At 60.2% G+C, this 24874-nt stretch carries 24 protein-coding genes; 17 read left to right on the forward strand and 7 right to left on the reverse strand.

Annotation, left to right across the window (positions count from 1 at the left end):
* Nucleotides 1–14 precede the first annotated feature (14 nt).
* The 10 genes from infA (at nucleotide 15) to DWX39_RS06045 (ending at nucleotide 6097) form a co-directional block, all read left to right on the forward strand.
* The gene (gene infA, locus DWX39_RS06000; RefSeq protein ID WP_035137443.1) at nucleotides 15–233 is read left to right on the forward strand and encodes a translation initiation factor IF-1; all 219 of its coding nucleotides are present in this window, start codon (nucleotides 15–17) and stop codon (nucleotides 231–233) included.
* A 150-nt stretch (nucleotides 234–383) separates the two neighbouring features.
* Nucleotides 384–497: a 50S ribosomal protein L36 gene (rpmJ, locus tag DWX39_RS06005; protein WP_006363204.1), complete on the forward strand. Its 114-nt coding sequence runs from the start codon at nucleotides 384–386 to the stop codon at nucleotides 495–497.
* Nucleotides 498–511: 14 nt separating this feature from the next.
* Nucleotides 512–886 carry a 30S ribosomal protein S13 gene (rpsM, locus tag DWX39_RS06010; RefSeq protein ID WP_022094275.1) on the forward strand — a complete coding sequence of 125 codons (375 nt, stop codon included), beginning with the start codon at nucleotides 512–514 and terminating at the stop codon, nucleotides 884–886.
* 14 nt (nucleotides 887–900) lie between these two features.
* On the forward strand, nucleotides 901–1305 hold the full coding sequence (rpsK, locus tag DWX39_RS06015; protein WP_006235274.1) for a 30S ribosomal protein S11: 405 nt from the start codon (nucleotides 901–903) through the stop codon (nucleotides 1303–1305).
* Nucleotides 1306–1324: 19 nt separating this feature from the next.
* Nucleotides 1325–1921: a 30S ribosomal protein S4 gene (rpsD, locus tag DWX39_RS06020; protein WP_006235275.1), complete on the forward strand. Its 597-nt coding sequence runs from the start codon at nucleotides 1325–1327 to the stop codon at nucleotides 1919–1921.
* Between the two features lie 32 nt (nucleotides 1922–1953).
* Nucleotides 1954–2895 carry a DNA-directed RNA polymerase subunit alpha gene (locus tag DWX39_RS06025; protein ID WP_006235276.1) on the forward strand — a complete coding sequence of 314 codons (942 nt, stop codon included), beginning with the start codon at nucleotides 1954–1956 and terminating at the stop codon, nucleotides 2893–2895.
* A gap of 30 nt (nucleotides 2896–2925) precedes the next feature.
* Nucleotides 2926–3408, forward strand: a complete 483-nt coding sequence (gene rplQ / locus DWX39_RS06030; RefSeq protein ID WP_089573564.1) for a 50S ribosomal protein L17 — start codon at nucleotides 2926–2928, stop codon at nucleotides 3406–3408.
* A gap of 92 nt (nucleotides 3409–3500) precedes the next feature.
* Nucleotides 3501–4325, forward strand: a complete 825-nt coding sequence (gene truA, locus DWX39_RS06035; protein WP_117758834.1) for a tRNA pseudouridine(38-40) synthase TruA — start codon at nucleotides 3501–3503, stop codon at nucleotides 4323–4325.
* A gap of 203 nt (nucleotides 4326–4528) precedes the next feature.
* Nucleotides 4529–5527, forward strand: coding sequence for a glycosyltransferase (locus DWX39_RS06040; protein ID WP_147336376.1), 999 nt, complete (start codon nucleotides 4529–4531; stop codon nucleotides 5525–5527).
* A gap of 132 nt (nucleotides 5528–5659) precedes the next feature.
* Entirely contained in the window at nucleotides 5660–6097 is a 438-nt protein-coding gene (locus tag DWX39_RS06045; protein WP_006235280.1) for an arginine repressor, read from the forward strand.
* 184 nt (nucleotides 6098–6281) lie between these two features.
* On the opposite strand, the gene DWX39_RS06050 is transcribed toward DWX39_RS06045, so the two are convergent.
* Nucleotides 6282–8480 (reverse strand): transglycosylase domain-containing protein, encoded by a 2199-nt coding sequence (locus DWX39_RS06050; RefSeq protein ID WP_117583036.1) that lies wholly within the window; start codon nucleotides 8478–8480, stop codon nucleotides 6282–6284.
* 162 nt (nucleotides 8481–8642) lie between these two features.
* Between DWX39_RS06050 and DWX39_RS06055 the strand changes: the two genes are divergently transcribed.
* The 4 genes from DWX39_RS06055 (at nucleotide 8643) to DWX39_RS06070 (ending at nucleotide 15107) form a co-directional block, all read left to right on the forward strand.
* Nucleotides 8643–10619, forward strand: coding sequence for a U32 family peptidase (locus DWX39_RS06055; RefSeq protein ID WP_158561625.1), 1977 nt, complete (start codon nucleotides 8643–8645; stop codon nucleotides 10617–10619).
* Nucleotides 10620–10715: 96 nt separating this feature from the next.
* The gene (gene tyrS / locus DWX39_RS06060) at nucleotides 10716–11927 is read left to right on the forward strand and encodes a tyrosine--tRNA ligase (protein WP_117758837.1); all 1212 of its coding nucleotides are present in this window, start codon (nucleotides 10716–10718) and stop codon (nucleotides 11925–11927) included.
* Between the two features lie 358 nt (nucleotides 11928–12285).
* A complete protein-coding gene (locus DWX39_RS06065) occupies nucleotides 12286–14106 on the forward strand; it encodes an adenine deaminase (RefSeq protein WP_117630078.1) in 1821 nt (606 codons plus the stop codon).
* 206 nt (nucleotides 14107–14312) lie between these two features.
* On the forward strand, nucleotides 14313–15107 hold the full coding sequence (locus DWX39_RS06070) for a Cof-type HAD-IIB family hydrolase (protein WP_117758838.1): 795 nt from the start codon (nucleotides 14313–14315) through the stop codon (nucleotides 15105–15107).
* Between the two features lie 101 nt (nucleotides 15108–15208).
* Here DWX39_RS06070 and DWX39_RS06075 read toward each other — a convergent pair whose 3' ends face one another.
* The 6 genes from DWX39_RS06075 to DWX39_RS06100 form a co-directional block, all read right to left on the reverse strand.
* Nucleotides 15209–16051, reverse strand: coding sequence for a Cof-type HAD-IIB family hydrolase (locus DWX39_RS06075; RefSeq protein ID WP_117758839.1), 843 nt, complete (start codon nucleotides 16049–16051; stop codon nucleotides 15209–15211).
* 86 nt (nucleotides 16052–16137) lie between these two features.
* Complete coding sequence (locus tag DWX39_RS06080) at nucleotides 16138–17556, reverse strand: citrate synthase (RefSeq protein WP_117630075.1); 1419 nt, start codon at nucleotides 17554–17556, stop codon at nucleotides 16138–16140.
* A 74-nt stretch (nucleotides 17557–17630) separates the two neighbouring features.
* Nucleotides 17631–17918 (reverse strand): ACT domain-containing protein, encoded by a 288-nt coding sequence (locus tag DWX39_RS06085; RefSeq protein ID WP_006235289.1) that lies wholly within the window; start codon nucleotides 17916–17918, stop codon nucleotides 17631–17633.
* 396 nt (nucleotides 17919–18314) lie between these two features.
* On the reverse strand, nucleotides 18315–19022 hold the full coding sequence (locus DWX39_RS06090) for a site-specific integrase (RefSeq protein WP_255360342.1): 708 nt from the start codon (nucleotides 19020–19022) through the stop codon (nucleotides 18315–18317).
* A gap of 18 nt (nucleotides 19023–19040) precedes the next feature.
* The gene (locus DWX39_RS06095) at nucleotides 19041–19292 is read right to left on the reverse strand and encodes a helix-turn-helix transcriptional regulator (protein ID WP_006235292.1); all 252 of its coding nucleotides are present in this window, start codon (nucleotides 19290–19292) and stop codon (nucleotides 19041–19043) included.
* Nucleotides 19293–19301: 9 nt separating this feature from the next.
* Nucleotides 19302–19814, reverse strand: a complete 513-nt coding sequence (locus DWX39_RS06100; protein WP_117758840.1) for a DUF2975 domain-containing protein — start codon at nucleotides 19812–19814, stop codon at nucleotides 19302–19304.
* A 135-nt stretch (nucleotides 19815–19949) separates the two neighbouring features.
* Here DWX39_RS06100 and DWX39_RS06105 point away from each other — a divergent pair, with 135 nt between their 5' ends.
* The 3 genes from DWX39_RS06105 to DWX39_RS06115 all read left to right on the forward strand — a co-directional run.
* The gene (locus DWX39_RS06105; RefSeq protein ID WP_117758841.1) at nucleotides 19950–22172 is read left to right on the forward strand and encodes a hypothetical protein; all 2223 of its coding nucleotides are present in this window, start codon (nucleotides 19950–19952) and stop codon (nucleotides 22170–22172) included.
* A 5-nt stretch (nucleotides 22173–22177) separates the two neighbouring features.
* Nucleotides 22178–22918, forward strand: coding sequence for an ATP-binding cassette domain-containing protein (locus tag DWX39_RS06110; RefSeq protein WP_117769450.1), 741 nt, complete (start codon nucleotides 22178–22180; stop codon nucleotides 22916–22918).
* 279 nt (nucleotides 22919–23197) lie between these two features.
* On the forward strand, nucleotides 23198–24874 hold a 1677-nt coding region (locus DWX39_RS06115; RefSeq protein WP_158561626.1), incomplete at its 3' end, for an ABC transporter ATP-binding protein.

The raw sequence follows: 24874 nt of genomic DNA on the forward strand, positions 1-24874 counted from the left end.
AAAGATGATTGCTTGTGAAGAAGGAAGACGCAATTGAGCTCGAGGGTACGGTAAAGGAACCGCTGCCCAACGCCATGTTTAAGGTCGAGCTCGAGAACGGTCATTCGGTTCTGTGCAACATTTCTGGCAAGATCCGAATGAATTACATCCGTATTCTCCCCGGTGACAGGGTTGTCGTGGAGCTTTCCCCGTACGACCTGACCCGCGGCCGCATCACCTATCGCTACAAATAGCGGCACGCATACACGCACTCCATTTCCGACTGCAGGCTTAGCTCAACCTACGGTCGGATTGTGTGTGAAGACCAGCCATAGTTTTAAACGCCTGCGGCTGGGCGAGTAGATAGTAGGGAAGTAGTTTGAGCGCTACCGAAAGGAAGAACGATGAAGGTACGTCCTTCGGTCAAGAAGATGTGCGATAAGTGCAAAATCATTAGGCGCCATGGCAAGGTCCTCGTTATTTGCGAGAACCCCCGTCATAAGCAGCGTCAGGGTTAAGAGAGGAGACTACGTTGGCCCGTATTAATGGTGTCGACCTCCCGCGTGAGAAGCGCGTTGAGATCGGTCTGACCTACATTTACGGCATCGGCCGCACCACTGCGACGAAGATCTGCGTCGAGTGCAACGTTAACGTGGATACGCGCGTTAAGGACCTCACCGAGGATGAGGTTAACGCCATCCGCGATTATATCGATAAGAACCAGATCATGGTTGAGGGCGACCTCCGCCGTGAGCGCAACCAGAACGTCAAGCGCCTTATGGACATCGGCTGCAACCGCGGCCTTCGTCACCGCAAGGGCCTCCCGGTCCGCGGCCAGCGCACCCACACTAACGCTCGTACCCGCAAGGGCCCGAAGCGTCAGATCGGTGCTAAGAAGAAGAAATAAGGAGCGCTAGATAGATGGCTACTGCTAAGAAGAACGTTCGCGCTGCCCGTCTGAAGCGCGCGGACCGTAAGAACATTTCCGTGGGCCAGGCTCACATTCGTTCTACGTTCAACAACACGATCGTTTCGATCACCGATCCCCAGGGCAACGTCATTTCCTGGAAGTCGGCTGGCCAGGTGGGCTTCAAGGGCTCCCGTAAGTCCACGCCGTTCGCTGCCCAGATGGCTGCCGAGGCTGCTGCCAAGCAGGCCATGGAGCACGGCATGAAGAAGGTTTCCGTCTTCGTCAAGGGCCCCGGCTCCGGTCGTGAGACCGCCATCCGCTCCCTCCAGGCTGCTGGCCTCGAGGTCTCGAGCATCCAGGACAAGACCCCCATTCCGCACAACGGCTGCCGCCCCAAGAAGCGTCGCCGCGTGTAACTGAAAGGATCGTATCAATATGGCAATCGACAGGACTCCTGTTCTTAAGCGCTGCCGTCAGCTCGGGATCGATCCCGCTGAGCTCGGTTACAGCAGCAAGAAGGAATCTATCCGTCAGCCCAAGCGCCGTCGCAAGGAATCTGAGTACGGCATGCAGCTGCGCGAGAAGCAGAAGGTCAAGTTCATCTATGGCGTTCTGGAGAAGCAGTTCCACGGCTACTTCAACAAGGCCCGCAAGATGAACGGCGTCACCGGTGAGAACCTCATGATCATCCTTGAGTCTCGCCTCGACAACGTCGTCTTCCGTCTTGGCTTCGCCCGTACCCGCAAAGAGGCTCGTCAGTCCGTCCGTCACGGTCACTTCACCGTGAACGGCAAGCGCGTGGACATCCCGTCCTACCGCGTCAAGGCCGGCGACGTCGTCGCTGTCGGCGAGAAGTTCCGTGACCTCCTCCCCATCAAGGAGGCCCTGATTTCCTCCGAGCGCTTTGAGGTCCCTGGCTGGCTCGAGGTCGATATCGAGAAGCTGTCTGGTAACGTGCTCGCTCTGCCGACGCGTGAGCAGATCAGCGGTGATATCAACGAGCAGCTCATCGTCGAGCTCTACTCTAAGTAGTCCATCCGGGCTGCTGAGGCTGGAGGTAATACATGTCAGAATTCATTAGGCCTCAGGTTCAGGTCGAAGAGATCAACGAGACGTCTGCTCGTGTCTCCGTCGAGCCGCTCGAGCGTGGTTACGGCGATACGCTGGGTAACTCCCTTCGTCGCGTTCTTCTGTCCTCGCTCGAGGGTGCCGCCGTCGAGGCTATTCAGATCGATGGTGCGCAGCACGAGTTCATGACCATCCCTAACATGGTCGAGGATGTCACCGACATCGTCCTGAATGTCAAGGGTCTTGTCTTCAGGGCTCTCGGCACGACCGACGAGGCGACCGCCACCATCTCGGTTGACGGCCCCTGCGAGGTCACCGGTGCGGACTTCTTTATTCCGTCCGAGTTTGAGCTGGTCAACCCCGAGCAGCACATCGCTACGCTCACCGAGGGTGGCCATCTCACCATGAGCATGCGCATCGGCTATGGCCGCGGCTATGTCTCTGGCGAGGCCAACAAGCGCGACAACGATCCCATCGGTGTGATCCACGTCGACTCGCTGTACTCGCCGGTTTCCCGTTGCGCCAAGCTCGTTGAGGCTTGCCGTGTCGGTCAGCACACCGACTACGACCGCCTTGTCCTCGAGATCGAGACCAACGGCTCCATCGCCCCGCGCGACGCCGTGGTCCAGGCTGCCAATATCATCAATCAGCATATGGCCGCCTTTATGAACCTTGCCGAGACCCCCGAGGTTGAGGAGGAGGCTTCGATCTTCGCTCCCGAGGTCACCAACGACAACGCCGAGCTGGACAAGCAGATCGAGGATCTGGACCTTTCCGTCCGTTCTTACAACTGCCTTAAGCGCGCCAGCATTCACTCGGTCCGTCAACTCGTTGAGTTCTCGGAGAACGATCTGCTCAACATCCGTAACTTCGGTGTTAAGTCGATCGAGGAAGTGAAGGACAAGCTTGAGTCCATGGGCCTGAGCCTGAAGGCTTAATGCTTCGCATATTTGAGGAGAAACTAGACCATGCGTCACAACGTTAAGAAGGGCCTGAAGCTCGGCACCGATGCGAGCCACACCAAGGCCATGAAGAAGAGCCTTGCTAAGGCCCTCTTCGAGAACGACCGCATCAAGACCACCGAGACCCGTGCTAAGGCGCTGCGTTCGGTCGTCGACCCGATCATCACTTGGGCCAAGAAGGGCGACCTGCACTCTCGTCGTCTGGCTATCGCCAAGCTCGGCGATAAGCAGCTCGTTGCCGAGATTTTCGACAAGGCTGCTCAGGGCATGTGGCAGGACCGCAACGGCGGTTACACCCGCATCATGAAGCTCGGTAACCGTAAGGGCGACAACGCTCCCATCGTTATCATGGAGCTCGTCACCGAGCCTTGCACGCCTAAGGCCAAGAAGGCTGCTCCGGCCCCCAAGAAGGCCGCTGCTCCCAAGAAGGTCGAGGCTGTCGAGGAGACCGCTGCCGAGGAGGCTCCTGCTGAGGAGACCGCTGAGTAGACATTCCGTCTGCATAGGCTATATTCGAGGGGTACGTTCGCGTACCCCTCTTTTTTTGTCGCGATACCGTTGCTTGTTTGTTGGGAGCGCCCATGACTGCGCCGTCTGATTCCAATTCGATTTCCGAGCTTGACGCCACGCTCGTATTTCGCGTGGCCTATGATGGCTCGTCGTATAGCGGATTTGCCGAGCAGCCGGGACAGACGACGGTTGCGGGTGAGCTACGTCGAGCCATCGAGACGCTGCTTCGCCGCCCGATCGATCTGACGTGCGCGGGGCGTACCGATGCCGGCGTGCATGCCGTGGCTCAGTACATCAGCGTGCCCGTAACGGACGCTGAGCTCGCTTGTACGCGCCGTAGGTGGCTGCGGGCTATGGATGCCCTGCTGCCCAAAGATATCGCCATTAACGAGGTCTACAAGGCCCGTAAAGGCTTTTCTGCGCGTTTTGACGCGCGTTCCCGTACGTATACATACCGCATTGCCGATCGAGATGCGCGCCCTGTGCTGTCCCGCGGTGCCGTGTGGTGGCATCGCTATCCCTTGGATGTTGAGGCTATGTCTGCTGCCTGCCCCGCACTGCTGGGCGAGCAGGACTTTAAAAGCTTTTGCAAGGTCGCTTCGGCCGTTGGCAAGCCCACGCATCGCTGCGTGATGCGTGCCGAATTTGGCCATGAGGTTGCGTTTGGCGAGGACATCCTGACGTTCACCATCGAGGGCAATGCGTTTCTGCATTCGATGGTCCGTACGATCGTGGGCACGCTTGTCGAGATTGGCATGCATCGCCGTGAACCCGAGTGGATGCGCGAGGTTATCGATGCTTGCGACCGTACCGCTGCGGGCCCCACGGCTCCTGCCTGCGGCCTTACGTTTATGGCAGTGGATTACGATCCCGCCGAGCTTGTCGTGCTCGACTAGGGGAGGGCTCGACGTGTCGTGCGTCGACACCTGTCATCTGTGGGCTGCGCGTGTGCAACATCTGTTCTTGGCGTGCAATGCAACCGGTGTCTCATTGCTTTTATTGCCGGGGTGTACCATGAACCACGGTTTGATTCATTGCTGTCGAGAGGACGGATAATTTGGTTCGACGTGGCTCGCATCCGCGACTTTCGGTGATCCTTGTGGTAGAAGGTTCGCCCAGCTATGCGATGCGTGCGCTCGAGAGTATCCAGAACCAAGACCTCTACGATTTGCAGATTGTCGTTGTCTGCCGCGATGCTGCGTCCGGTGTGCGCCATTCGCTTCAAGTTGCTGCCGACAGGGACATCCATATTGATTTGATTGACGTCGAGGACGCGAAGCGCGGTGCTTGTCTTCGTGCCGGTTTTGCTGCCTCGCGCGGCTCTCAAATCATCGCTATGAACGCCGATGAGTGGTTTGCTCCGCAATCCCTTTCCAAGATGGTCGATATCGCGTGCGATACTGCGGCAGACATAGTGTTCCCTACGGTGTCGCTCGACCGCTATGATGCACATCGAGAGCGCCATTCGCGCGTCTTGGATGCTGCTTCTATTGCTATTGAAGACAAGTCTTCGATGGTGGCCGGGCTGCCCCAGTTGATTTTAGGCGGCCTAGTCGTTCAGACCTCTGGCGTGATGTATAGCCGTCCGCTGTTTGAGGCATGCCTGTCGCACGGCAAGGCGCACCGTACGGTTGAGTTTATGGCATATGCGCTCTCGCAGGCACAGCGCGTCTCCGGCTGCGGCGACGCTTGTTTCCACGCGGCGGCGCCTAAGCTTACAGATGCCTTTGATCCCACCATGTATGCCAAGGTATCCGATGACACCCGGGCGCTCGACGAGCTTGCGGACTCACTCTCGGAAGCAGATAGCGGTGGTCGGGTCAAGCTGGCAAGCCAAAAGTTCTACTTTGCCGGACTGGTCGCCTGCATCGAGAATTTGTGTCTGAGCCCGCATGGAGTGTCGTCAATCGAGCGTTCCGCCCGCATGCGTGATATGCTCGAGGCGCCTCGAACCCGTCAGATGGTCGCCGCGCTCAAGGATAACCATCGGGGGCTCGGTCTGTTGTTTGGGCCGATCGCCAGCGCTAAGCCCGCGCGCTGCGTGATGTGTACGCATCTGGCAGCTTTTCTTAACCGGACGGGCGCAAAAACCGCCTAAACGGCTCATTACGAAACAAACTTGCATAGAATTGTTTCGAAATGCGTTCTTATACACAAAAGCCTTCAAATAGCGTTAAACTATTCAATCACTGATTGATTGTCTCCGCCATCTTTTGGAGAGAGGGTTTGTATGGCTAAAAAACGCAATGGGCGCCAAGATGCCATTAGAGATATTGTGCGCAATAAGGATGTCCGCACGCAGCGCGTGCTGGTCGATGAGCTCCGTGCTATGGGCTTTGATTGCACGCAGGCGACTGTCTCTCGCGATATTGCCGACATGGGGCTGCGTAAGCTCCCTGAGGGCATCTATGTTCTGGCAGAGGACTTGCACCTGCAGCGTATGGTTTCCGAGCTCGTAACGGGCGTTCTGCGTACCGATAATCTGGTTATGATCAAGGCTCAGCCTGGCACGGCTTCCGGCATCGCCGCCGCCGTTGATGCGGCAGAGTTGCCCGATGTGCTTGGCTCGCTTGCCGGCAACGATACGATTTTGGTTATTGCCCAGACGGCCGAGGACGGCGAGCGTCTCGAGGCGCTGATCAATAAGTTGAGCAATTCTCGCAAGTAGGTGTGCGGGTCGTGCGCTCGGCATTGTGTGCGCTGACATAGTGGCTTGTAAGGGGTATCGACGTTGGTCGGTACCTCTTTTTGTTTGCCGGTATAAAGACCGCCCACCAGGTCGCTTCAAACTAAAAGGCCCCGAGCAGTTCAATAAGCTGCTCGGGGCCTTGTTGGCTTTAGTCGCGTACTTCTTAGCCGACCGTATCGTCAGGCGTGGGCGAGGGGTCGGGAGTGGGCGTAGGCGTAGGCGTGCCGCCATCGCCGCCGGTCGAACCACCAGTGGAGCCGCCCGTCGAGCCACCGGTCGTACCGGTGCCGCCGGTGGTGTCGCCGCCCGTGGTCTCGGTGGTCGTGGTCGTCGTGGTAGTCGTTGTGGTGGTTTCCTCTTCCTCTTCCTCTTCGTCCTTGTCCTTGTCGTCGTTCTCCGACTTCTTGGTGTTGTTGGTGCCGTAGAACTTCCAGACGCTGTTGTTCTTGTAGGTGGGCGCCGTTCCGGTCGCAAACTCCTCGCGCTCGGTACCGGTCAGAACGGTGTTCATAAACCGCTTAAAGACAGGCAGGTTGGTGCTGTCTCCCAGCAGGTCCGTGCCGTACTTTTGGATGGGGATCTCGCCCGCGGAATAGCCGGTCCACAGGGCGCATGCCAGCTGCGGGGTATAGCCGCAGAACCACAGGTTGGTGGTGTTGTCGGTGGTGCCCGTCTTGCCGGCATAGGGCTGGTTGACACTCAGGGCGCCGGCAGCACCCGTACCGCTGCCCTTCATGACGCCGGACAGAACATCGGTGACCGCGGCGGCCTCGCCCTCGGTAAGCACCTGTGAGGGATTGTCGGTGTGCTGGTACAGCACCGAACCGGTACGAGAGTCAATCTCGGTGATGGCGATCGGCTGGCGATAGTAGCCGCCGTTGGCAAACGTCGCGTAGGCGGCGGCCATCTCGAGCGGCGAGATCGAGCCGGTGCCGAGGGTCATGACGGGAACGTCCTCGATGTTGTCCTTGGCGGGGTCGATGCCGAGCTTTTTGACGAGCGAGATGATCTTGCTGTTGCCGACGGCTTCCGCCACCTGGATGTAGCCGGTGTTGGAGGAGTATGCCGTCGCCTGCTTGAGCGTGATGTTGCCATAGCTCTGGTTGGCGTAGTTTTGTACCTCGGTTGTGGTGCCCTTGGCCTTGAGCGGCGAGTTGCAGTTGAGGGTGACGTTGGGGTTCATGCCGTTTTGGATGGCAGTTGCCAGCGTAAAGGCCTTAAAGGTGGAGCCGACGGGACGCTTGGCCGTGGCATGGTTTACGTGGTTCTCGTCGGCGTTGTAGTCGTAGCCGCCCACCATGCACTTGATGTAGCCGGTCTTGGGGTCGACGACGACCATGCCCATGTCCAGGCCGTCAAGCGAGAGCGTGTCGAGCTGCTCGCGGACGGCATTCTCTGCCACCTGCTGCATCGTGGGGTCGATGGTGGTCTTGACGGTCAGGCCGCCCTTAAAGAGCACGTCGGTCGAGAACTCCTGCTCCAGTAGCTGCTTGACGTAGGAGACAAAGTAGGGCTGCGAGTATACGTCGACGCCGCTGCCCGAGATTTCGGTCACGTTGAGGGTGATGGGCTCGGCCTGTGCGGCATCGTGCTCCTCCTGGGTGATGTGGCCCAGGCGCAGCATGTTGTCGAGAACCTTGTTGCGGCGAGACAGTGCCAGATCGGGGTTGACCGTGGGGTCGTACTGCGAAGGCGAGTTGGGAAGGCCGATGAGCAGCGCGGCCTCGCTGAGGGTGAGGTCGGCGGCGCTCTTGGACAGATAGGTCTCGGCTGCGGCCTCGATGCCGTAGGCGCCGTGGCCGTAATAGATGGTGTTGAGGTACATCATGAGGATCTCGTCTTTGGAGTACATGTCCTCCATCTTGATGGCGATGTAGGCCTCGCGCACCTTACGCTCAATGGTCGAGTCGAACTGCTCCTCCTGCAGGATGGTGTTGCGCACAAGCTGCTGGGTGATAGTCGAGGCGCCTTCGTGCCCGCCACCGAGGGTTGCCACCGCAGCACGCGCGATACCCCACAGGTCGATACCGCCGTGCTCGTAGAAGCGCTCGTCCTCGACGTCAACGGTGCCCTGCAGCACGTAGGGGGAGACCTCGTCCTTGGTGATAGACTTGCGGTTTTGCGTGTAGAAGCTCGCGATCTTGTTGCCGTTGCAGTCGACGATCTCGGTGGGCTCGCTCACCAGATACGCGTTGGCGTCGGTGTAGTCGGGCAGATCGGACAGCCAGCGGTTGACGTTGCCGACCATGCCGATGCCAAATGCCACGCCCGCAATCAGCAGAAAGCCCAAAAACGAGAGCAGGATTATGGGCAGAGCATGCGTCTTTGAACGGCTGCGTCCCTGTCGTTGGCGAGGACCCATATATTGACCTCCAGGTATGTCGTGCCGGACGGTGGATGTGCCGTCGGGGCAGGATGGACATAAGTTATTACACGATAAACCAAACGGGGCGCGCGAGGCCTCGTGTATGCTGGAAGACGGCATTTTTCAGAGTGAATGCATACCTTGGTAAGGAGTTTGTCGATGGCGATTCGGACGATGGGGCCGAGCGGACAATACGAGACTGGATTGGATGCTGCCGGTGCGGCGCTGCCCGAGCTGCTGGCGCCGGCGGGCGGACTCGACCAGATGCTTGCGGCCATCGCCGCGGGTGCCGATGCCATCTATGCGGGGTTGGGCGGCTTTAACGCCCGTGTGAGCGCCCATGGCTTTACGGATAACGAGTTTGCGCGCGGCTGCGCCGTGGCGCATGCCCATGGCGTGCGTGTGTACGTAACGCTCAACGTGTTCGTGTTTGACGATGAGTTGTCCGACGCGGTGGCGTTGGGAGCTCATGCACTGGAGCTGGGCGCCGATGCTCTGATTGTCGCCGATGCCGGGTTGGCCTGCGCGCTGCGCGCGGCGATTCCCGGGGTCGAGATTCACCTGTCCACGCAGGCGGGCGCTCATAGCGAGGGTGCCGTGCGGCTTGCCGCCGATGAGCTGGGGGTCGAGCGCGTGACGACGGCACGCGAGCTGACGGTCGACGAGATTGCGGCGCTATGTGCCACGGGCGTGCCCATCGAGGTATTCTGCCACGGTGCGATTTGCATCGGCTATTCGGGGGCGTGCGAGTTCTCGGCCTTGCGGCGTGGGCGCTCGGCGATGCGCGGCGACTGCACGCAGCCGTGCCGTCTGGCGTACGACCTAGTGGACGAGGCGGGGCAGAGTGTTGTTGCCGTCGAGGGAGACCGCCTGCTTTGTCCGCGTGACTATCTGGGTATCGCGCACCTGCCCGAGCTTGTTGCCACCGGCGTGGCATCGCTCAAGATCGAGGGACGCATGAAGAATCCCGATTACGTATTCAACGTGGTGAGGGTGTGGCGTCGGGCACTCGATATGCTGTGCGACGGCGCGTGGGACTCCGGTGCCGTGGAAGAGCTTGAACGCGAGCTGGGAAGGTCGTTTAACCGTGGGTTTACCGATGCTTACCTGCGGGGTCGTTCGGGTGCCGAGCTCATGAGCTTTGAGCGCGCGATCAACCAGGGCGTGCGCGTGGGCCACTTGGTGGCGGTGGGTCACGAAGAGGTGACGGTTGAGCTTGATGCCGCCGTGGCGGCGGGCGATACGCTCGAAATACGATTTTACCCGGGTGCCGACGCGCGTCCCGATGTGCCCAAGCGCTGGCCACAGGTGCCTTGCCCCGTGGATGCCGCTGCGGGGGAGCGCATCGTCGTGCATTGCAAACGTAAGGTGGACGCGGGCTGCGAGGTCTATCTGATTCGCAGCGCCGGCGTGTTGGATCAGACGGCGGCGGTGTTGGAGCGCATGCGGGCCGAGGCGGATGCGATTGCGCCCGTTGCGCGTGCCGTTGAGGTGCTGCCCTTTGAGGGCGCTGCGGTGGATGGCGGTGCGTCGACGGAGTTGGCGGGGTCGGCGGGGCCGGCAAAGCGCGAGGATTTTGCTCGTATGGTCTTTGCCTGGGAGCTGATGGATGTGGGTCCGCGCGATGAGCGAGATCTGTCCGATACAACGGTGGTGCTCGACGAAGTGTGCCGCGCGGGCGACGCCGAGCGGACTCGGGCGCTTATGCAGCGTGCCGGGCGCGTCGTCTGCCGCAATCTGGGACAAGTGGCGATGGCCCGCGAGCTGGGCGTGACGTTTGACGTGGCGGCGCCGGTGTTCTGCGCGAATCGGGCCACGCTTGCCTGGCTGCGCGAACTCGGTGCGGGGCGGGTGTACTTGCCGGCCGAGTTGCTCGGCAATGATGCGGAGCGTATTGCCGAACTGGCTGCTGAACCCGGCGTCTGGGGTCCGGTCGACGCCGATCGTCCCGAGCTTATGGTGTGCGAGCACTGCCTGCTGACCGCCGAGGGCGTCTGCGCTACCGATGCGACGGGACAGGTCCGTTGCCGCGACTGCTTGCGTCGTCGGCAGGTACGCTATCTGGTCGAGCGTGACGGTACACGTCTGCCGGTCGCCGTTGACGCGTGCGGCAGGACGAGGATTTTCCTGTCGTAGGTGCCGCGTCGCGTCAGTTTGTTATCATATGAGAGTTTATGGACTTCCAGCACCGCCGTATCCGGTGAGGGTGCTATAGCAAAAGGAGGATACCCAATGCTGTCTGTTGACGAGCAAATGCGTATCATCACCTCGGGCGCTGCGAAGATCGTCCCCGAGGCCGACCTTCGTAAGAAGCTTGAGAAGGGCGAGCCCCTCAACATCAAGCTCGGCGTCGACCCCACCAGCCCCGACCTGCACCTGGGCCATGCCGTGCCGCTGCGCAAGATGCGCCAGTTCCAGGACCTGGGCCACAACGTCACCCTTATCATCGGCAACGGCACCGCGCTGATCGGCGACCCCTCGGGCAAGAACTCCACCCGCCCGCAGCTTTCGCAGGAGCAGATCGAGGCCAATGCCGAGACCTACGTGAGCCAGGCCATGAAGATCCTGGACCCCGAGAAGACCACCATCGTGCACAACGGTGACTGGATTCTGTCGATGGATCTGGCCGGTCTGCTGCAGGTGTGCTCCAAGTTCACCGTTGCCCGCATCCTTGAGCGCGACGACTTTACCAAGCGCTACCAGTCTCAGACGCCGATCGCCCTGCATGAGTTCCTGTATCCCGTGATGCAGGCCTTCGACTCTGTGCAGATCAAGGCCGACGTGGAGATGGGTGGCACCGATCAGCTCTTCAACCTGCTCGCCGGCCGCGAGCTCATGGAGAAGATGGGCATGGAGCCCCAGATCGCGCTCACCATGCCGCTGCTCGAGGGCACCGATGGCGTTCGTAAGATGTCCAAGTCCTATGGCAACTACATCGGCCTGACCGACGCCCCCAAGGATATGTTCGGCAAGACCATGTCCATCCCCGACGAGATGATCGGCAAGTACTATCGTCTGGCCAGCTCGCTCACCCCGGCCGAGGTCGACAAGATCGACGCCGCTTTGGCCGATGGCTCTGCCGACCCCTATGAGCTCAAGCGTGCCCTGGGCCGCGACCTGTGCGACACCTACCACGGCGCCGGTGCCGGCGACGAGGCTCAGGCCGAGTTCGACCGCGTGTTCAAGGAAGGCCAGCTCGCCGACTTCCCCGAGAAGCATGTCGAGCTGACCGTCAACGACGAGGGTCAGATCTACCTCGCCGGCCTGCTCAAGGATCTGGGACTTTCGGCCAGCGCCGGCCAGGCCCGTCGCGATATCGACGGCGGCGGCGTCAAGATTAATGGCGAGGCCGTGGCTCCCAAGAGCTACAACATCGACCCCAGCGCGCTCAAGCTGGGCGACACCCTCTCCGTGGGCAAGCGCAAGGGCTTCAAGTTGATTTAGTTCCGCCGTTCTAACGAACGGCGGACCGGCCGACGCTGCGCGGGCCGCATTTGGACAATCTGACGTTCAACTTCAAGGGCGCGACCAGAAGGTCAGCGCCCTTTCGTTTCGCGTCACCTTGCCTCAAATGCGGCCCGCTCGCTGGCGTTGCCAAAATATCGGCGCTGCCGTTGTTGGCACTTTGGGACACTCCTTGTCATTGGTGCAAAGCAACCTGTCTCCATTGCGCCAAGCGGCGTGTGCCGTTAAGCGGAGAGGCGTATTGTTGACCCATCGTTTGGGCATACAATGGCTATTGGTTTGCTGCGGTGAAGGTCTGTCCGCCCCGCAGCTTTTTTCTACGGTTAAAGGAGTATGTATGTCCGTTGAGGTCATGAGGTCTGTGATCGACGCTGCCGAGGGTCGCGTGCCCGTCGACACGCTGTTTACCAATGCGCAGATTGTCGACGTATATGGCCAGCGCGTGGCGCCCGGTAGCGTTGCCGTCAAGGATGGCGTAATCGTCGGCGTGCTCTACGACGGTCGCGATGACGCTGCTGGCACCTACGAGGCGGCTGAAGTCATCGACTGCCAGGGCCGCTATCTTGCCCCCGGTTTTATCGACGGGCACTTGCATATCGAATCTTCGAACATCCGCCCTGCTGAGTATGCGCGCATGGCGGCGACGCGCGGCACCACCACTGCCATTGCCGACAGCCACGAGATTGCCAACGTTTCCGGCCTGGACGGCCTGCGCTTTATGATCGAGGACGGCCGTCGCGCGCCCATTTCCATCAAGTACATGATGCCCTCGTGCGTGCCCGCGCTGCCCGATGAGCAGGCCGGTGCCGTCATTACCGCCGCCGATATGCAGGCGTTTTTTGCCGAGTATCCGGGCGATGTCTTCGGTCTGGGTGAGATGATGAACCTGCCGGGCGTCTTTATGGGCGACCCCGAGACCTGTGCTCGCATCGATGCTGCCAACCAGACGCCGTCCAAGCAGGTTGACGGCCACGCGCCGCTCGTTGCCGGAAAGGACCTCAACGCCTATGCCGCGGCGGGCATTATCGCCGACCACGAGTCGACGATTCCCGAGGAGGCACTCGACAAGCTGTCCCGCGGCATGTATGTGATGCTGCGCGAGGGTACGTGCAGCCATGACCTGGCCAACTTGTCGCCGATGCTGCTGGAAAACCCCGCCCGTGCCCGCCGCTGCTGCTTTGCGACCGACGACCGTGCTCCCTCCGACGCGCTTTCGACCGGTATGATCGACAACGCCTGCCGTGTGGCTATCGAGGCCGGCATTGACCCCGTGGTTGCCATCTCTATGGCGTCCCTCTCCACGGCCGAGGCGTTTGGCCTGGATCACGGCTGCCGCGACCCGTACGAGCTACGCGGTGCGATTGCCCCGGGCAAGCGTGCCGACCTGCTGGTGCTCAATGATCTGACGTTTGCCACGGCTCCGCATCGCGTATATGCCGCCGGTGCCCTGGTGGCGCAGGACGGCACCTTTGTGGGCGAGATTGCACCCGAGATGGCCGAGGTTGCGGCCCTTGCCGATGAGCTGCGTGCCTCCGTTAAGCTGCCGAAGCTTTCGCTCGATGTGTTCGACTATGCCTTTAAGCCGGGCGAGGCCGTTATCGATGTGATCCCGGGCATGGCTATCACGGGCATGATTCGCCCCGAGACTGACGAGGACTTGCGCCGCATTATGCTGATTGAGCGCCATGGCCGTGGCGTGTCGTTGCAGGTCGAGGGTGTCGACGGCGACGGCCCCGCCGGTCTGGGCTTGGTCGGCAAGCATATCGGTCGCGGTTGGGTGCGCGGTTTCACCATCACCGGTGGTGCCATTGCCTCCACGATCGGCCACGATTCGCATAACGTGTGCGTGGTGGGCGACAATGCGGCGGATATGATGGCTGCCGTTGAGGCCGTGGGCCAGGGCGGCCACGTGCTGGTGCGCAACGGCGAGGTCGTGGCGCGCATTCCGCTGGCGCTCGGTGGCCTTATGAGCGAGGGTACGGCCGAGGACGTTGCCGCGCAGCACGACGACTTTATGGTCAAGGCGCGCGCCATGGGTATTGAGCCGCCGCTCGACCCCATCATGGGCATCATTTTCCTGCCCCTGCCGGTGATCCCGACGCTCCGCATCCGCCCCGAGGGCATGTTCGACGTTACAACCTTCACCTACGCCGACTAGTCATCGGGGACGTTCTTAAACGACTAGTCGTTGGGGACACTCTTTGGCGTGTCGCCTGACGCCGCGACCGTGAGACCTCTGGCATGTGTGAGCTATTTGCCAGGTCCTTGTAACGTTTACGCCCGCGGAGTCTTATTTGAGCTCCCTTTGGGTACGTTGGAATCGGATACACGTTCGATTCCAACAAGCCCGAAGGGAGCTTTTCTATGTTTAAACTGATTGCATCCGATATGGACGGCACGTTGCTTGACGAAAACGGCCAGGTGCCTCCCGAGACCTACGAACTGATTCTGGCGCTACGCGAGCATGGCGTGCATTTCGCCGCATCGTCAGGTCGTCGCTACGATCGCCTGTGCGAGTTCTTTGCGCCCGTTCGCGACAAGATGGACTTTGTCGCCGCTAACGGTGCCCAGGTCTTCGCCGACGGCAAGATGGTAGACCGTGAGGTGTATTCGCACCTGGCGATTCGAAGGCTCGCCCAAGCCGTCGCGACGTTTCCCAATCTGCATCTTGCGCTTTTTGACCGAACCAAGTCCTTCTTGCTCGATGACGAGTGCAAGTTCGTGCGTGAGGTCGATAAGGACCTTCCCAATGCCGAGCGTATTTGGGAGCTGCCCGATCCCAGCGTAAATATCATCAAGGCGAGTATCTTTTGCGATGACGGTGCCGTTATGGACAGCGCTTACGTACTGCAGCGTGAACTCGGTCAGCTCTTTACTTTTGCGCCTTCGGGCAACGCGTGGATCGATGCCATGCAGCCCGGTGTGTCGAAGGCCTCGGGCATCGCACAGCTCATGGAGCACTATGGCGTCGAACGCGACGAGGTCATGGCGTTTGGCGACTCGATGAACGACTACGAGATCATTCGCTTTGTCGGTACGGGCTGTGCGATGGGAAACGCGCGCCCCGCGCTCAAGGCGGTGGCCGATCGCGTGGTGGGTTGTAATCGCGACCACGCCGTCCAGCAGGAGCTCCGTCGCGTGCTGGAGAGCCTCTGCTAGACCGGTAGTTGGGGACAGACTTAAGTAAGTGAAACCACTCATTGGGGACAGACTTAAATGAGTGCCACCAGCGACTAGCCATTTAAGAACGTCCCCAATGACTAGGCGAGGGCGGCCATGATGGTGCGGGCGACGCCGTCGTGGTCGTTGTCGTATTCGGTGATGGCGTCGGCCGCCTCGCGGTCCTCGGGTTCGGCGTTGATCATAGCCGTGCCGTGGCCTGCTGCCTGCAGCATGGGAATGTCGTTGATGTTGTCGCCGAACGCCCAGGCGTCGGCGAGACGCTCGCCCAAGTGCTCGCATAGCCACGTGAGGGCCGTTCCCTTGGTGGCGCCCTCGCCCATGACCTCGATATTCATGGCGTACGAACGTGTGACCTCAATGCCTCCGAGCGTGTCGAGCTCCGCCGCGATGGCGTCGCGATCGGCCGGGTCGTGCCAGTACATGGCGATGCGTTCGAGCGTCTCGACCTCGTCGATCTTGCTGTCGATATTCATGTCGATCGGTGTTCGTGTGCGCTTGAGCGAAGCCGCGATGTGGGGGTCGCCGCCGCAGAATTCGTCCAGGCGCGTGTAGAGCGAGCGGGGGAGGAAGCACTGCCCGTCCGCGAAGATATCGAAGGTCACATCGTGGCCGGCGGCAATGCGATGGATGCGGTGGGCAATGCCACGGTCGAGCGGACGGCTCAAGATGCACGTGGCGCGCGAGGCGTCGGTGGGCGTATCCTCGTCGAGCTGCCAGACGCTGGCGCCGTTGGCACAGACCGCGTAGTGCACGGCGGGATGGGCGAGAATGGGCTCAAAGATGCCCGACAGTGGACGTCCCGTGCAGGGAACAAACTCGATGCCACGATGTGCGAGCTCGTCGAGCATCGCCCAGGTGGCATCGCTCATTTGCTTATCGCTCGTCAGCAGCGTCCCATCCATATCGGAAAACACAATCATTTGATGCGGTCCTTTCTACTGGCATAAAAAGCGTGGCCGAGGGCTTGGGTCCCTGGCCACGCTCGAGTTCTATAACGGTCCGCGTCCTAGCGGTCGGCGAGCGGCTTGTACTCCAGCGGCTCGATCACCGGACGATAGGCGGGGCGGATGATACGGTGCGCGCAGAAGAGCTCTTCCATGCGGTGTGCCGACCAGCCGGCCATGCGGGCGACGGCGAATAGCGGCGTAAAGAGCGTTTCGGGCACGCCGAGCATCTTGTAGATAAAGCCTGTGTACAGGTCGATGTTGGCGCAGATGGGCTTGGTCATGCCGTGGTCGCGCATCACCTGCGGTGCCAGGCGCTCGATGCGCTCGATGAGTGCGAACTCTTCGCCCAAGTCCTTCTTGGCTGCCAGTGAGCGCGCGTAACGGCGGCACACCTCGGCACGCGGGTCGCTCAGCGTGTAGACGGCGTGGCCCATACCGTAGATGAGACCCGTGCCGTCGAAGGCCTGCTTGTCGAGAATCTTGCCCAGGTAGGCTGCAACCTCGTCCTCGTCCTCCCAGTTGGAGACATGCGCGCGGATGTCCTCGTGCATAGACACGACCTTGGCATTGGCACCGCCGTGGCGCGGGCCCTTGAGCGAGCCGATAGCCGCGGCGTAAGCGGAATACGGGTCGGTTGCCGAAGAGGACAGCACGCGGCAGGCGAAGGTGGAGTTGTTGCCGCCGCCGTGCTCGGCATGCAGCATGAGCATAACGTCGAGCAGCATCGCCTCATCGCGGGTGAATGCCATGCCGCCGCGCAGGACCTGTAGGATGGTCTCGGCGGTGGAGAGACCGGGCGTGGGGTGCGGCACGTGAACCTCGGAGCCGCGAAGCTTGGCGATCGAGGCCATGTGTGCGAAGGCGGCGATGCGCGGGAGACGTGCGAGCATGGAAATGGCGACGTCGATTTCGTGCTCGGGCGTGATCACGTCTGGTTCGGCATCGAAGGCGTAGAGCAGCAGCACGGCGCGCTGGAGCACGTTCATGATGCTCGACGACACCGTGGTCATAGGGAACTCTTTGACGTACTCGTCGCTCAGATGTCTAAAGGCGCCCAGGCGCTCGCAAAAGCCGTCGAGCTCTTCCTTGTTGGGTAGCGAACCCGTGATAAGCAGATAGGCGACTTCCTCGTAGCCGTAGCGATTCTCGGCCTGGGCATTGTTGACCAGATCCTCGATGCTGTAGCCGCGAAGCGTGAGCTTGCCCTGATCGGGCACGACCTTTCCGTCGACCTTGTTGTAGCCGTGCACATCCGAGATGCGAGTGAGGCCCGCGACCACGCCCGAGCCGTCGGCATTGCGCAGGCCGCGCTTGACATTGTGCTCAACAAACAGGCCCTCGTCATAAGGGTCGGTCGGCAGGCCGTGGTAGAGGTTTTCGCTCTCAGACGAAATCTGGCGGCTTGCTTCGTAATCCAAGACCAGACGGCTCAGGTGGTCGTCGAAGCGGTAGTAGATTTTCTTGGCGTCGTAGGCCATGTGCGCTCCTCTCCGGGCCATGTGGTGACGTTGCGCCTGGGCGCACGTTGGGCCGTCTCCACGCAGCCTGTTCGCTACAGGCGGTACATAAAGTTAAAGACGTCCTCGCGCTGGATGGACACGTTGACGCCCGAAAGCTCGCCGGCCTCGGCCAGGGCCTTCTGCAGCTCGGCAAAGTCGAGCTTGGACTCGGCGGTGTCGGCCAGCATGGTCATGGTGAAGATGTCCTCGATAATGGACTGCGTGATGTCGCGGATGTCGACGTTGGCCTCGCCCAGAACGCGGGTGACGCCGGCGACGATGCCGGGGCGGTTCTTGCCAAGGACGGTGATGACGATACGGGAGGACGAGATCTCGGCCATGGGAAACCCTTTCGCGTGATTGCGGCGCGCGCGGGGCGCTCCGCTACGGTACAGTGTTCATCATTGTACCTGTCTGGCGCAAAAAAGGCGCGCTCGCTGCGGCGTTACATGCCTGCAACATGAGCGTAAGGGGGAAGGCCGCACGGGGAAGAGCCGTCTGGCGCGTGTCCGGCTCGTGTTGGGTTGATTTCCGATCTCAGCCGAACACATTGAGCGGACAGGCCGTTCCCGCAGTCAGCCGAACGCCTCCGACGGCTGATTCCGAACTGGAAGCGGAGGGCATCCCCGCCCTTCGGTAGGGGATACCGCTCCGCGGCGCATGCCGCGGGCGGCGCCCCTATCGGACCACCGTGACCTCAGTTGGGATGGGCCCAGCACTGCCGCGTACTCGGTGAGCTAGAGCCAACTGTTCGTCTTCACGTCGCGTATGGCGATATTTCGGTCGTCCGGCTCGGTGATGCCGTAGCCGAACGCCTGGAGCGTCTCGATGGACTCCTGGATCCTCTGTTGGAACATTGGACCCGGATCGACCCTCGGCCCGAGGTGCCCGCGCCAAAGGCACGGCGTGGCGCGCAGCATGTTATGGATTTTGGAGATGGGCTCGATGTCGGCGTAGACGTTGAGCGTCGCCATGGCGTCCTTGTGGCCGAGGATCGATTGGAGCGCCTTGATATCGCCGCCTTGGCGGATCCACTGCGTTGCGAACGTGTGGCGAAGGCCGTGGAACGTGATCAGCTCATCGTTGGTGCCCATGAGGCCGTTGGTCTCCGAGAACGTCTTGAACGCCCTGCGGATATAGCTTGTCGTCGCGAAGGTCGCGCCCGGCTCCGACAGGATGTAGCAGTCCCCGATCTCGACCGCCCCGGTAAGGCCGCGCAAGCGCAGCTTTCCGCAGTCGATCTCGTGGGTCTCCTTCAGGAAGGGGAGTAGGCCGACCGGGTCGATGGGGATACCCCTGGCGTCATGGGTCTTGGTGTCCTTGATGAACGAACCCATTCCCTTCGCGTACGCCACCGAGTGTCTGATCGAGATCAGGCCCGTCTCGAAATCCACATCGCACCACCGAAGGCCGCAGACCTCGCCGATTCGCATCCCCGTGTGCAGGGCGAGTACGACCGCCCTCTAATCCTCGGCGGACCAATCGAGTCCGAACTCCTTTCGGGCATCCTCTTCGCTCATGACTTCGAGAAGGTCTCCGGGTTGGCAACGAAGGGCGAGGCATAGCTGCTCGAGTGTGTTGAAGCGAATGCCGCGAATATGCCCTTTTTTAATACGGGACAGGTTCACGGGCGTGGTTCCAATCCTTTCGGCAAGTTCGTTCGAGGAAATCTTTCGCTCGGCCATGATCTTGTCGAGGCGAACAATTACGGGCATGGCGTTTCCTTACGCAATCTCGTCGGAGTCGAGGTACAGCTCTCGGGCGTACAAGAAGAGCTGGGAAAGCATGAACAGGACGATGCCGAGAACCAGAGAGGTCCAATCGAATGATGAAGCGATCTCTTGGGCGCCGACGGCCCCCTCGCCGCCAAACATCGAAACGGAGGTTTTGAGTGAGCCGGCGTAGAGGCTGGTGGCAGCTTGAACAACGAAGAGAATGCCGAGCACCTTCAAGCATGTCGCAGACCCTTTCTTGAAGGGGTCTCCGCTCTTGATCGTCCACACGAGAACGGCGCTGAGGATGGTCGTAGCGATACCGATGACGGCAGGGATCAATGTCGAGATCGCAAGGGCTGGATACGCGGGGGAGTCTGCAATTACAGGGTTGTCGAGCACTTCGATTGCTGGCTTTAAGGAGAACGCCACTTGTGCGATGGCGGTGGCGCAAAGGGTCGCAGAGGCTATCGCACATGCGATGCGGAAGGAATGAAGCCGGGGAGTGCGATTGTCGGAACTCATAATAACCTCCGAAGAATTTAAAAAACTCAGGTTACTTTTTAACAGTTTATGTTAAATTGACTTTGCCGGCAAGTAATAAGGGCCGAGCATTTTGTTCGGCCCTTCTGTTCCGACTGGATGAGGTTAAGGTTGGCGATGAATATGCTCAAAATCTCGAAGGCGATCTTTAGGTCGCTTCTCTCCTCCAGGTCGCTCTGTGTTGTCGTTGTTGCGTTGATGGTTCTTTGTGCTCTGCCCGTCTTCAGGAGCGCGGCTGGCATCGACGGACGGGTCGAATACCTCGAGTCGGGAATAACCCGTGTTGAGCAGGAATTGTCAGCATCCTATGCGGATGCGCTTGTGAATGCGGGGGAGGACGGTGTCTGTACCTCTTCATCAAGCATGCCCGCGCTTCTGTACCCTCTTGCCGCGGGACGTCTTATCTTGGCACCGCTCTCTCCCCTACTTCCGTTTCTGCAGATATCGGATGGAGAGTACACCTATTATGACGGATCGAAGGAGTACTTGCTATGGGTCGCAACGGCCGTTGCCGTCTCGTTCCTTGCCGCGCGTCTTAACAAACGTGAAAAGCTCATCATCCAGGCACCGATGGGCGAGCTGGGTAGACTTGTTGCATCGAGCGTATGGGCGAGTGTTTTTGCAATGCTTGCCGTCCTCGCCATCAATCTTCCAGGGATAATCGCCGCGCTTGTGAAGAATGGCCCGGGCTCGCCGTTCTATCCGATAGGCTACATTCAATATGCGACTCCGGTTATCAAACCGGCTTGGCTGGTGTTCGCGCAGACGGCCATCTTGCAATTCTTGGTGGCAGCGTTCATCTCGCTTGTCGTTCACCTTGCCGTGAAGATTGCCAATAACCCTACGCTTGGAATCGTGTTCGTATGTGCCCTGATGGGGGTGACGATGGTTCCCGGGTATTACGGAAGATCCATCGCTTTACGTGAGTTCGCCCTGTTGAATCCCCTTACGTATGCGAACACTGAGTTGACCGTCGGCGCCTATAGCCCGTACCCGACAACGCAGATAGTGAATCTGCCTGGACTTTGCTTCGAGCGTGGCGCGATTGCCCTCGTATGCGCAATCGGGATCGAGGTGCTGGCAATTAGCCTGCTTTGCGTTGCTGGAAAGAGCGGCTGCGCGTGCCCGATATCCCCGATTTGTCTTGAGAGAGGTTCCTTCACTGCATCGAGAACGGCAACTCGTTCGAGCGCTTGTGCCTTCGCCGTTGCATACGTAAGAACGATGGGGAAACTGCTCCTGCGTTCTCCTACCCTCGCCGTATGCGCGATTGCAATGTCGACGACGATGCTGGCCCCGGCTCTGGTCGAGATGTTTCCTGACGCTGATAACGTTTCCGCTGTTCGGTATAGGGATGGAGAGCTCCGTTCAATAGATCGGTATCTAGAGCAGAACGCTGCGAATATGGACGTCGAGGGCAAAGCGGCCCTGGAAGACATGCGGGATGCTCTTTCGGGTTTCGTGTACGCGCCTATGCCTGCGGAGGGGTTTCGAAGCCTTGCGACGTACGAGCGCGCTCGAGGTGAGCTGGGCGCGGCAGATGCGACTCTCCTGCAATCGATCGGAATCGAGCCGGAGACTCCTTCTCGTGCGGAGGCGCGCGCCCTTCTGCTTGAGTCGATCGCGAGCTTGCCGGACCCCAAGGTTTACGAGTTAAGTACGAAGATGCCCCCATTAATCCTCCTTTCGTATCTCCAGGCAGCGCTTCCCTCCTTATTTTTGCTGTTGCCCGTGGTTGTCACATCGCTCGCGTGCACCCACCTGCAGTGTCGTTCCCTTCTGGTTCTCCAGATCCCCGCAACAGCGCATGTGCGTTTTCTGACGGCTGTTGCGCTGGCTCTCCTGCTTGGCTTGGTGCTGCTTTTGGTGTCGATGGTTCCCGCTGTCGTTGTGTCCGTGATTAAGAACGGTGCGGGTGGATCGGAGTATCCCGTCGCTCACATTCGGGCGGGAGCTTCGACAACGTCCACGGTGGGGGAGGCGGTGTTGTGCAGTATTCCGTTGCTGGTCATGGCATACGGCGTGATTTCCGTCGTCGCTGCGTTGACAGCAGCGATTAGCCGCAACCCCGTTGTCACCGGAATGGTTTGCGCGGTTCTCTTGGTGTTGGGTTCGTTGAGCGCTCATGTTGAAAGCGTGGGCATGGGCGTCGCGCTGCTGGCTCCATTCGCCTCGTTTGATCCCGCTTCCCAGGTGGGGACGATTGGGTTCCTTGGGCGAGGGACGAACGCGATGCCTTTTGGAGAGGTCGTCGGCGCATCGGGCGCTCTGCTGGTGGTCTTGGGCGCCGTATCTCCGTTGATGGTGCGCCTGAGTGTTCCAAAGATCGAAAGGGGATGATCTCGATGATTGACCTTCAAACGCTGACGATCTCTTATGGAAAGAAGGTGCTCGTAGATTCGGTGAACGCTGAGTTTGCCCCGGGTACGGTCTACGGTCTCGTCGCTCCGAACGGGCATGGAAAGACGACGTTGCTGCGTGCGATGGCAGGTTTGCCGGGTCCTCGCGTGGACGGGAGCATCGTTCTGGATGAGGTGCAGGGTACGGGTGCGAGAGAGGTCCGTTCTATGATCTTCTATGCACCTGGTGAGGGGACGCTGCTGTATCCCGGATTGCGTGCGGAAGATCACCTCAAGATGGTTTGCGATATGTGGCCGCATGCTCGCGATATCGAAGAGATAGTGGAACAAACGCAGATAGGCGAGTTCGCGAAGATGAGGATCCGCACTCTGAGCCAGGGCATGAAGCAGCAGCTTACCCTGGCGATTGCGTATGCGACGGGCGCGCGGTACCTTCTATTAGATGAGCCCATGAACGCGCTCGACCCCAGCAGGGTGGACTTGCATTCCGAGATTCTCAGGAAGCTGGCCGATTCTGGTACGTGCATCATCATGTCATCCCACATCTTGGATTCGGTCGATAGGCTGTGCGATGAGATTCTGTTTTTGAAGGATGGGAGGCTCATTAGAAGCATTCCGCAAGATGATGCTGCGCCGAAGTCTCCTGGATCCCATTTCGCAAAGCCTGCCGGACGCGCCGAGGGTGCGCTAAGCACGTATCGGCGACTCTACGAAAAGGGCGGGTAGAAATGCAAGTTAAAAATCTATGTGGTCAATATAATACCGTTGAACCAGCGTATCGATACCGCTCAGCCATTCGCCTCGCCCCCGTCGCACGTATCTTCATCCGGTCTGTTACTTTTAATCTAACAATTCTTTGAGGAACGTAGGTGCTTCCAAATGTACTGTCGACTTCTTCTCAAACTGATCCTAAGAGACAAGGCCGCATGGATCTCTACGCTCGTTCTCGCTGCAGCCTTTTCCGTCCCCATTGCGTTCAATTCACCCATCTACGGGCCCTTCTTTATGAAGCAGGGCATGCAGGGCTTTGTCGACGCATTCAATACGCGCGCACCCCAGGCCAGCGGCACAGACCTATCGCCAGAGCAGCAAGCTGACGCGGAGCTTGCAAGATACGCGAACGCCGCCCTTGCCGCTCAAACCGACGCCGCCTTTCTCGATTCTGCCGAGAGCTACTACGCGCTCATGGGCGAAGGCTTCCAATCCGGGTCCATCGTGGGAGACCGAGAGACCAATGACGCGGCGCTCGCGTATTGCCGTGCCCTGAGCAGCTCCGGCATCACGGATATCCCGGCCTCCGCAAACGACCTGCCATTCCTTTCCTTCCTGCCTTACGCCATTGCCACGGCGCCGTCTTTCCTTCCCTTCATCCCCTTCCTTCTCTCGTCGATACTCGTGCTCGGCGCCACAAGGCCTGCGACCCTGGCGGCGAAGGCGCCCGCGCCCAAATTCCGGCGCCTTATCCAGATCGTGTTTTCGATAATCGCCGCGGGGACCGCGATGCTCCTCGCCGGCCTCGCACCCGGGGGCATTTACGCCTTGGTCCTAAACGGCTTCGGGCAAATTGGGTACCCGATCGCCTTCTTCCATGACGGCGCGCTTGCCACCACGACCGCGGGAAACGTCTTCACGACCCTGCTTCTCGCGCTGCTTGCGGGCGGAACCTTGATATCCGTTTGCTCCGCCGTCCTATCGACCGCAACGAGGCGCGTCCTCGCGGGCCCCCTTACCTCAGCGCTGCTTGTCGCGGCCCCGGCATTCCCGTTGCTGTCCGATTCGGCGCTGGAGCATAATGCCGTGCTCGGGCTCCTGCCGCTGGCCGTGTTCTCGCCTATCGAGGCCACGGGCTACGTAGGATGCTTCCCGACAGAATTCATTGGCTCCGGTTCAGGCAGCGCATCGATGCTTGCCGTGGCCCTGGCATACGTCGCGGTCCTTTTTGCGGTCGGCGCCGTTGCGGCACGTTCGCCCAAACAGGCTGGACCCGCTAAAAAGCACCATGGGCTCGAGCTTCTGGACGCGAGCGTGGGATACGGGAGCACGACGATACTTTCAATCGGATCGCTTTTCCTGGGCCCGGGAACGGCGGCGGGCCTCGTTGCTCCCAACGGCTCGGGGAAAACCACCCTTCTTGAAGCGCTGTCGGGCCAATTTCCCGCCCGCATCCGCTCGGGAAACCTGGCGGCAGACGGAATCAGCCAACGTCGATCAGCCGAATTTGCAGAACTCGTCTACCTGAGCTCTTCGGGCAGCGCGGATCTCTATCCCACGCTATCGGCCATCGAGCACCTTGCTTTCGTTAGGGAGGCGTGGAAATCGGCCGCCGACATCGACTCGCTCTGCGACTCCCTCGGAATCTCCCCATATCTCGACAAGCCGACCCGTAAACTCTCGACAGGAATGAAGCAGCAGGTAAAGCTTGCCATGGCGATAGCGACCGATTGCCCGTACCTCATCCTCGATGAACCGCTGAACGGCCTCGATCCGGGAAAGCGGAAAACCTCCTGCGACGCGATGCGCAGCGAGGTGGCGCGGGGACGCAGCGTGCTCATTTCAAGCCATCTGCTCGACGACCTGGCAGACCTCACCAACTCGTTCTACTTCATCGAGGCCGGCACGCTCGTGGAAAAGATCAAGTCGTCCTCGCAGACGCTCAAGCAGGAATACCTCGATACATACGAG

The organism is Collinsella sp. AF19-1LB, from assembly GCF_003459655.1.
Classification (GTDB): domain Bacteria; phylum Actinomycetota; class Coriobacteriia; order Coriobacteriales; family Coriobacteriaceae; genus Collinsella.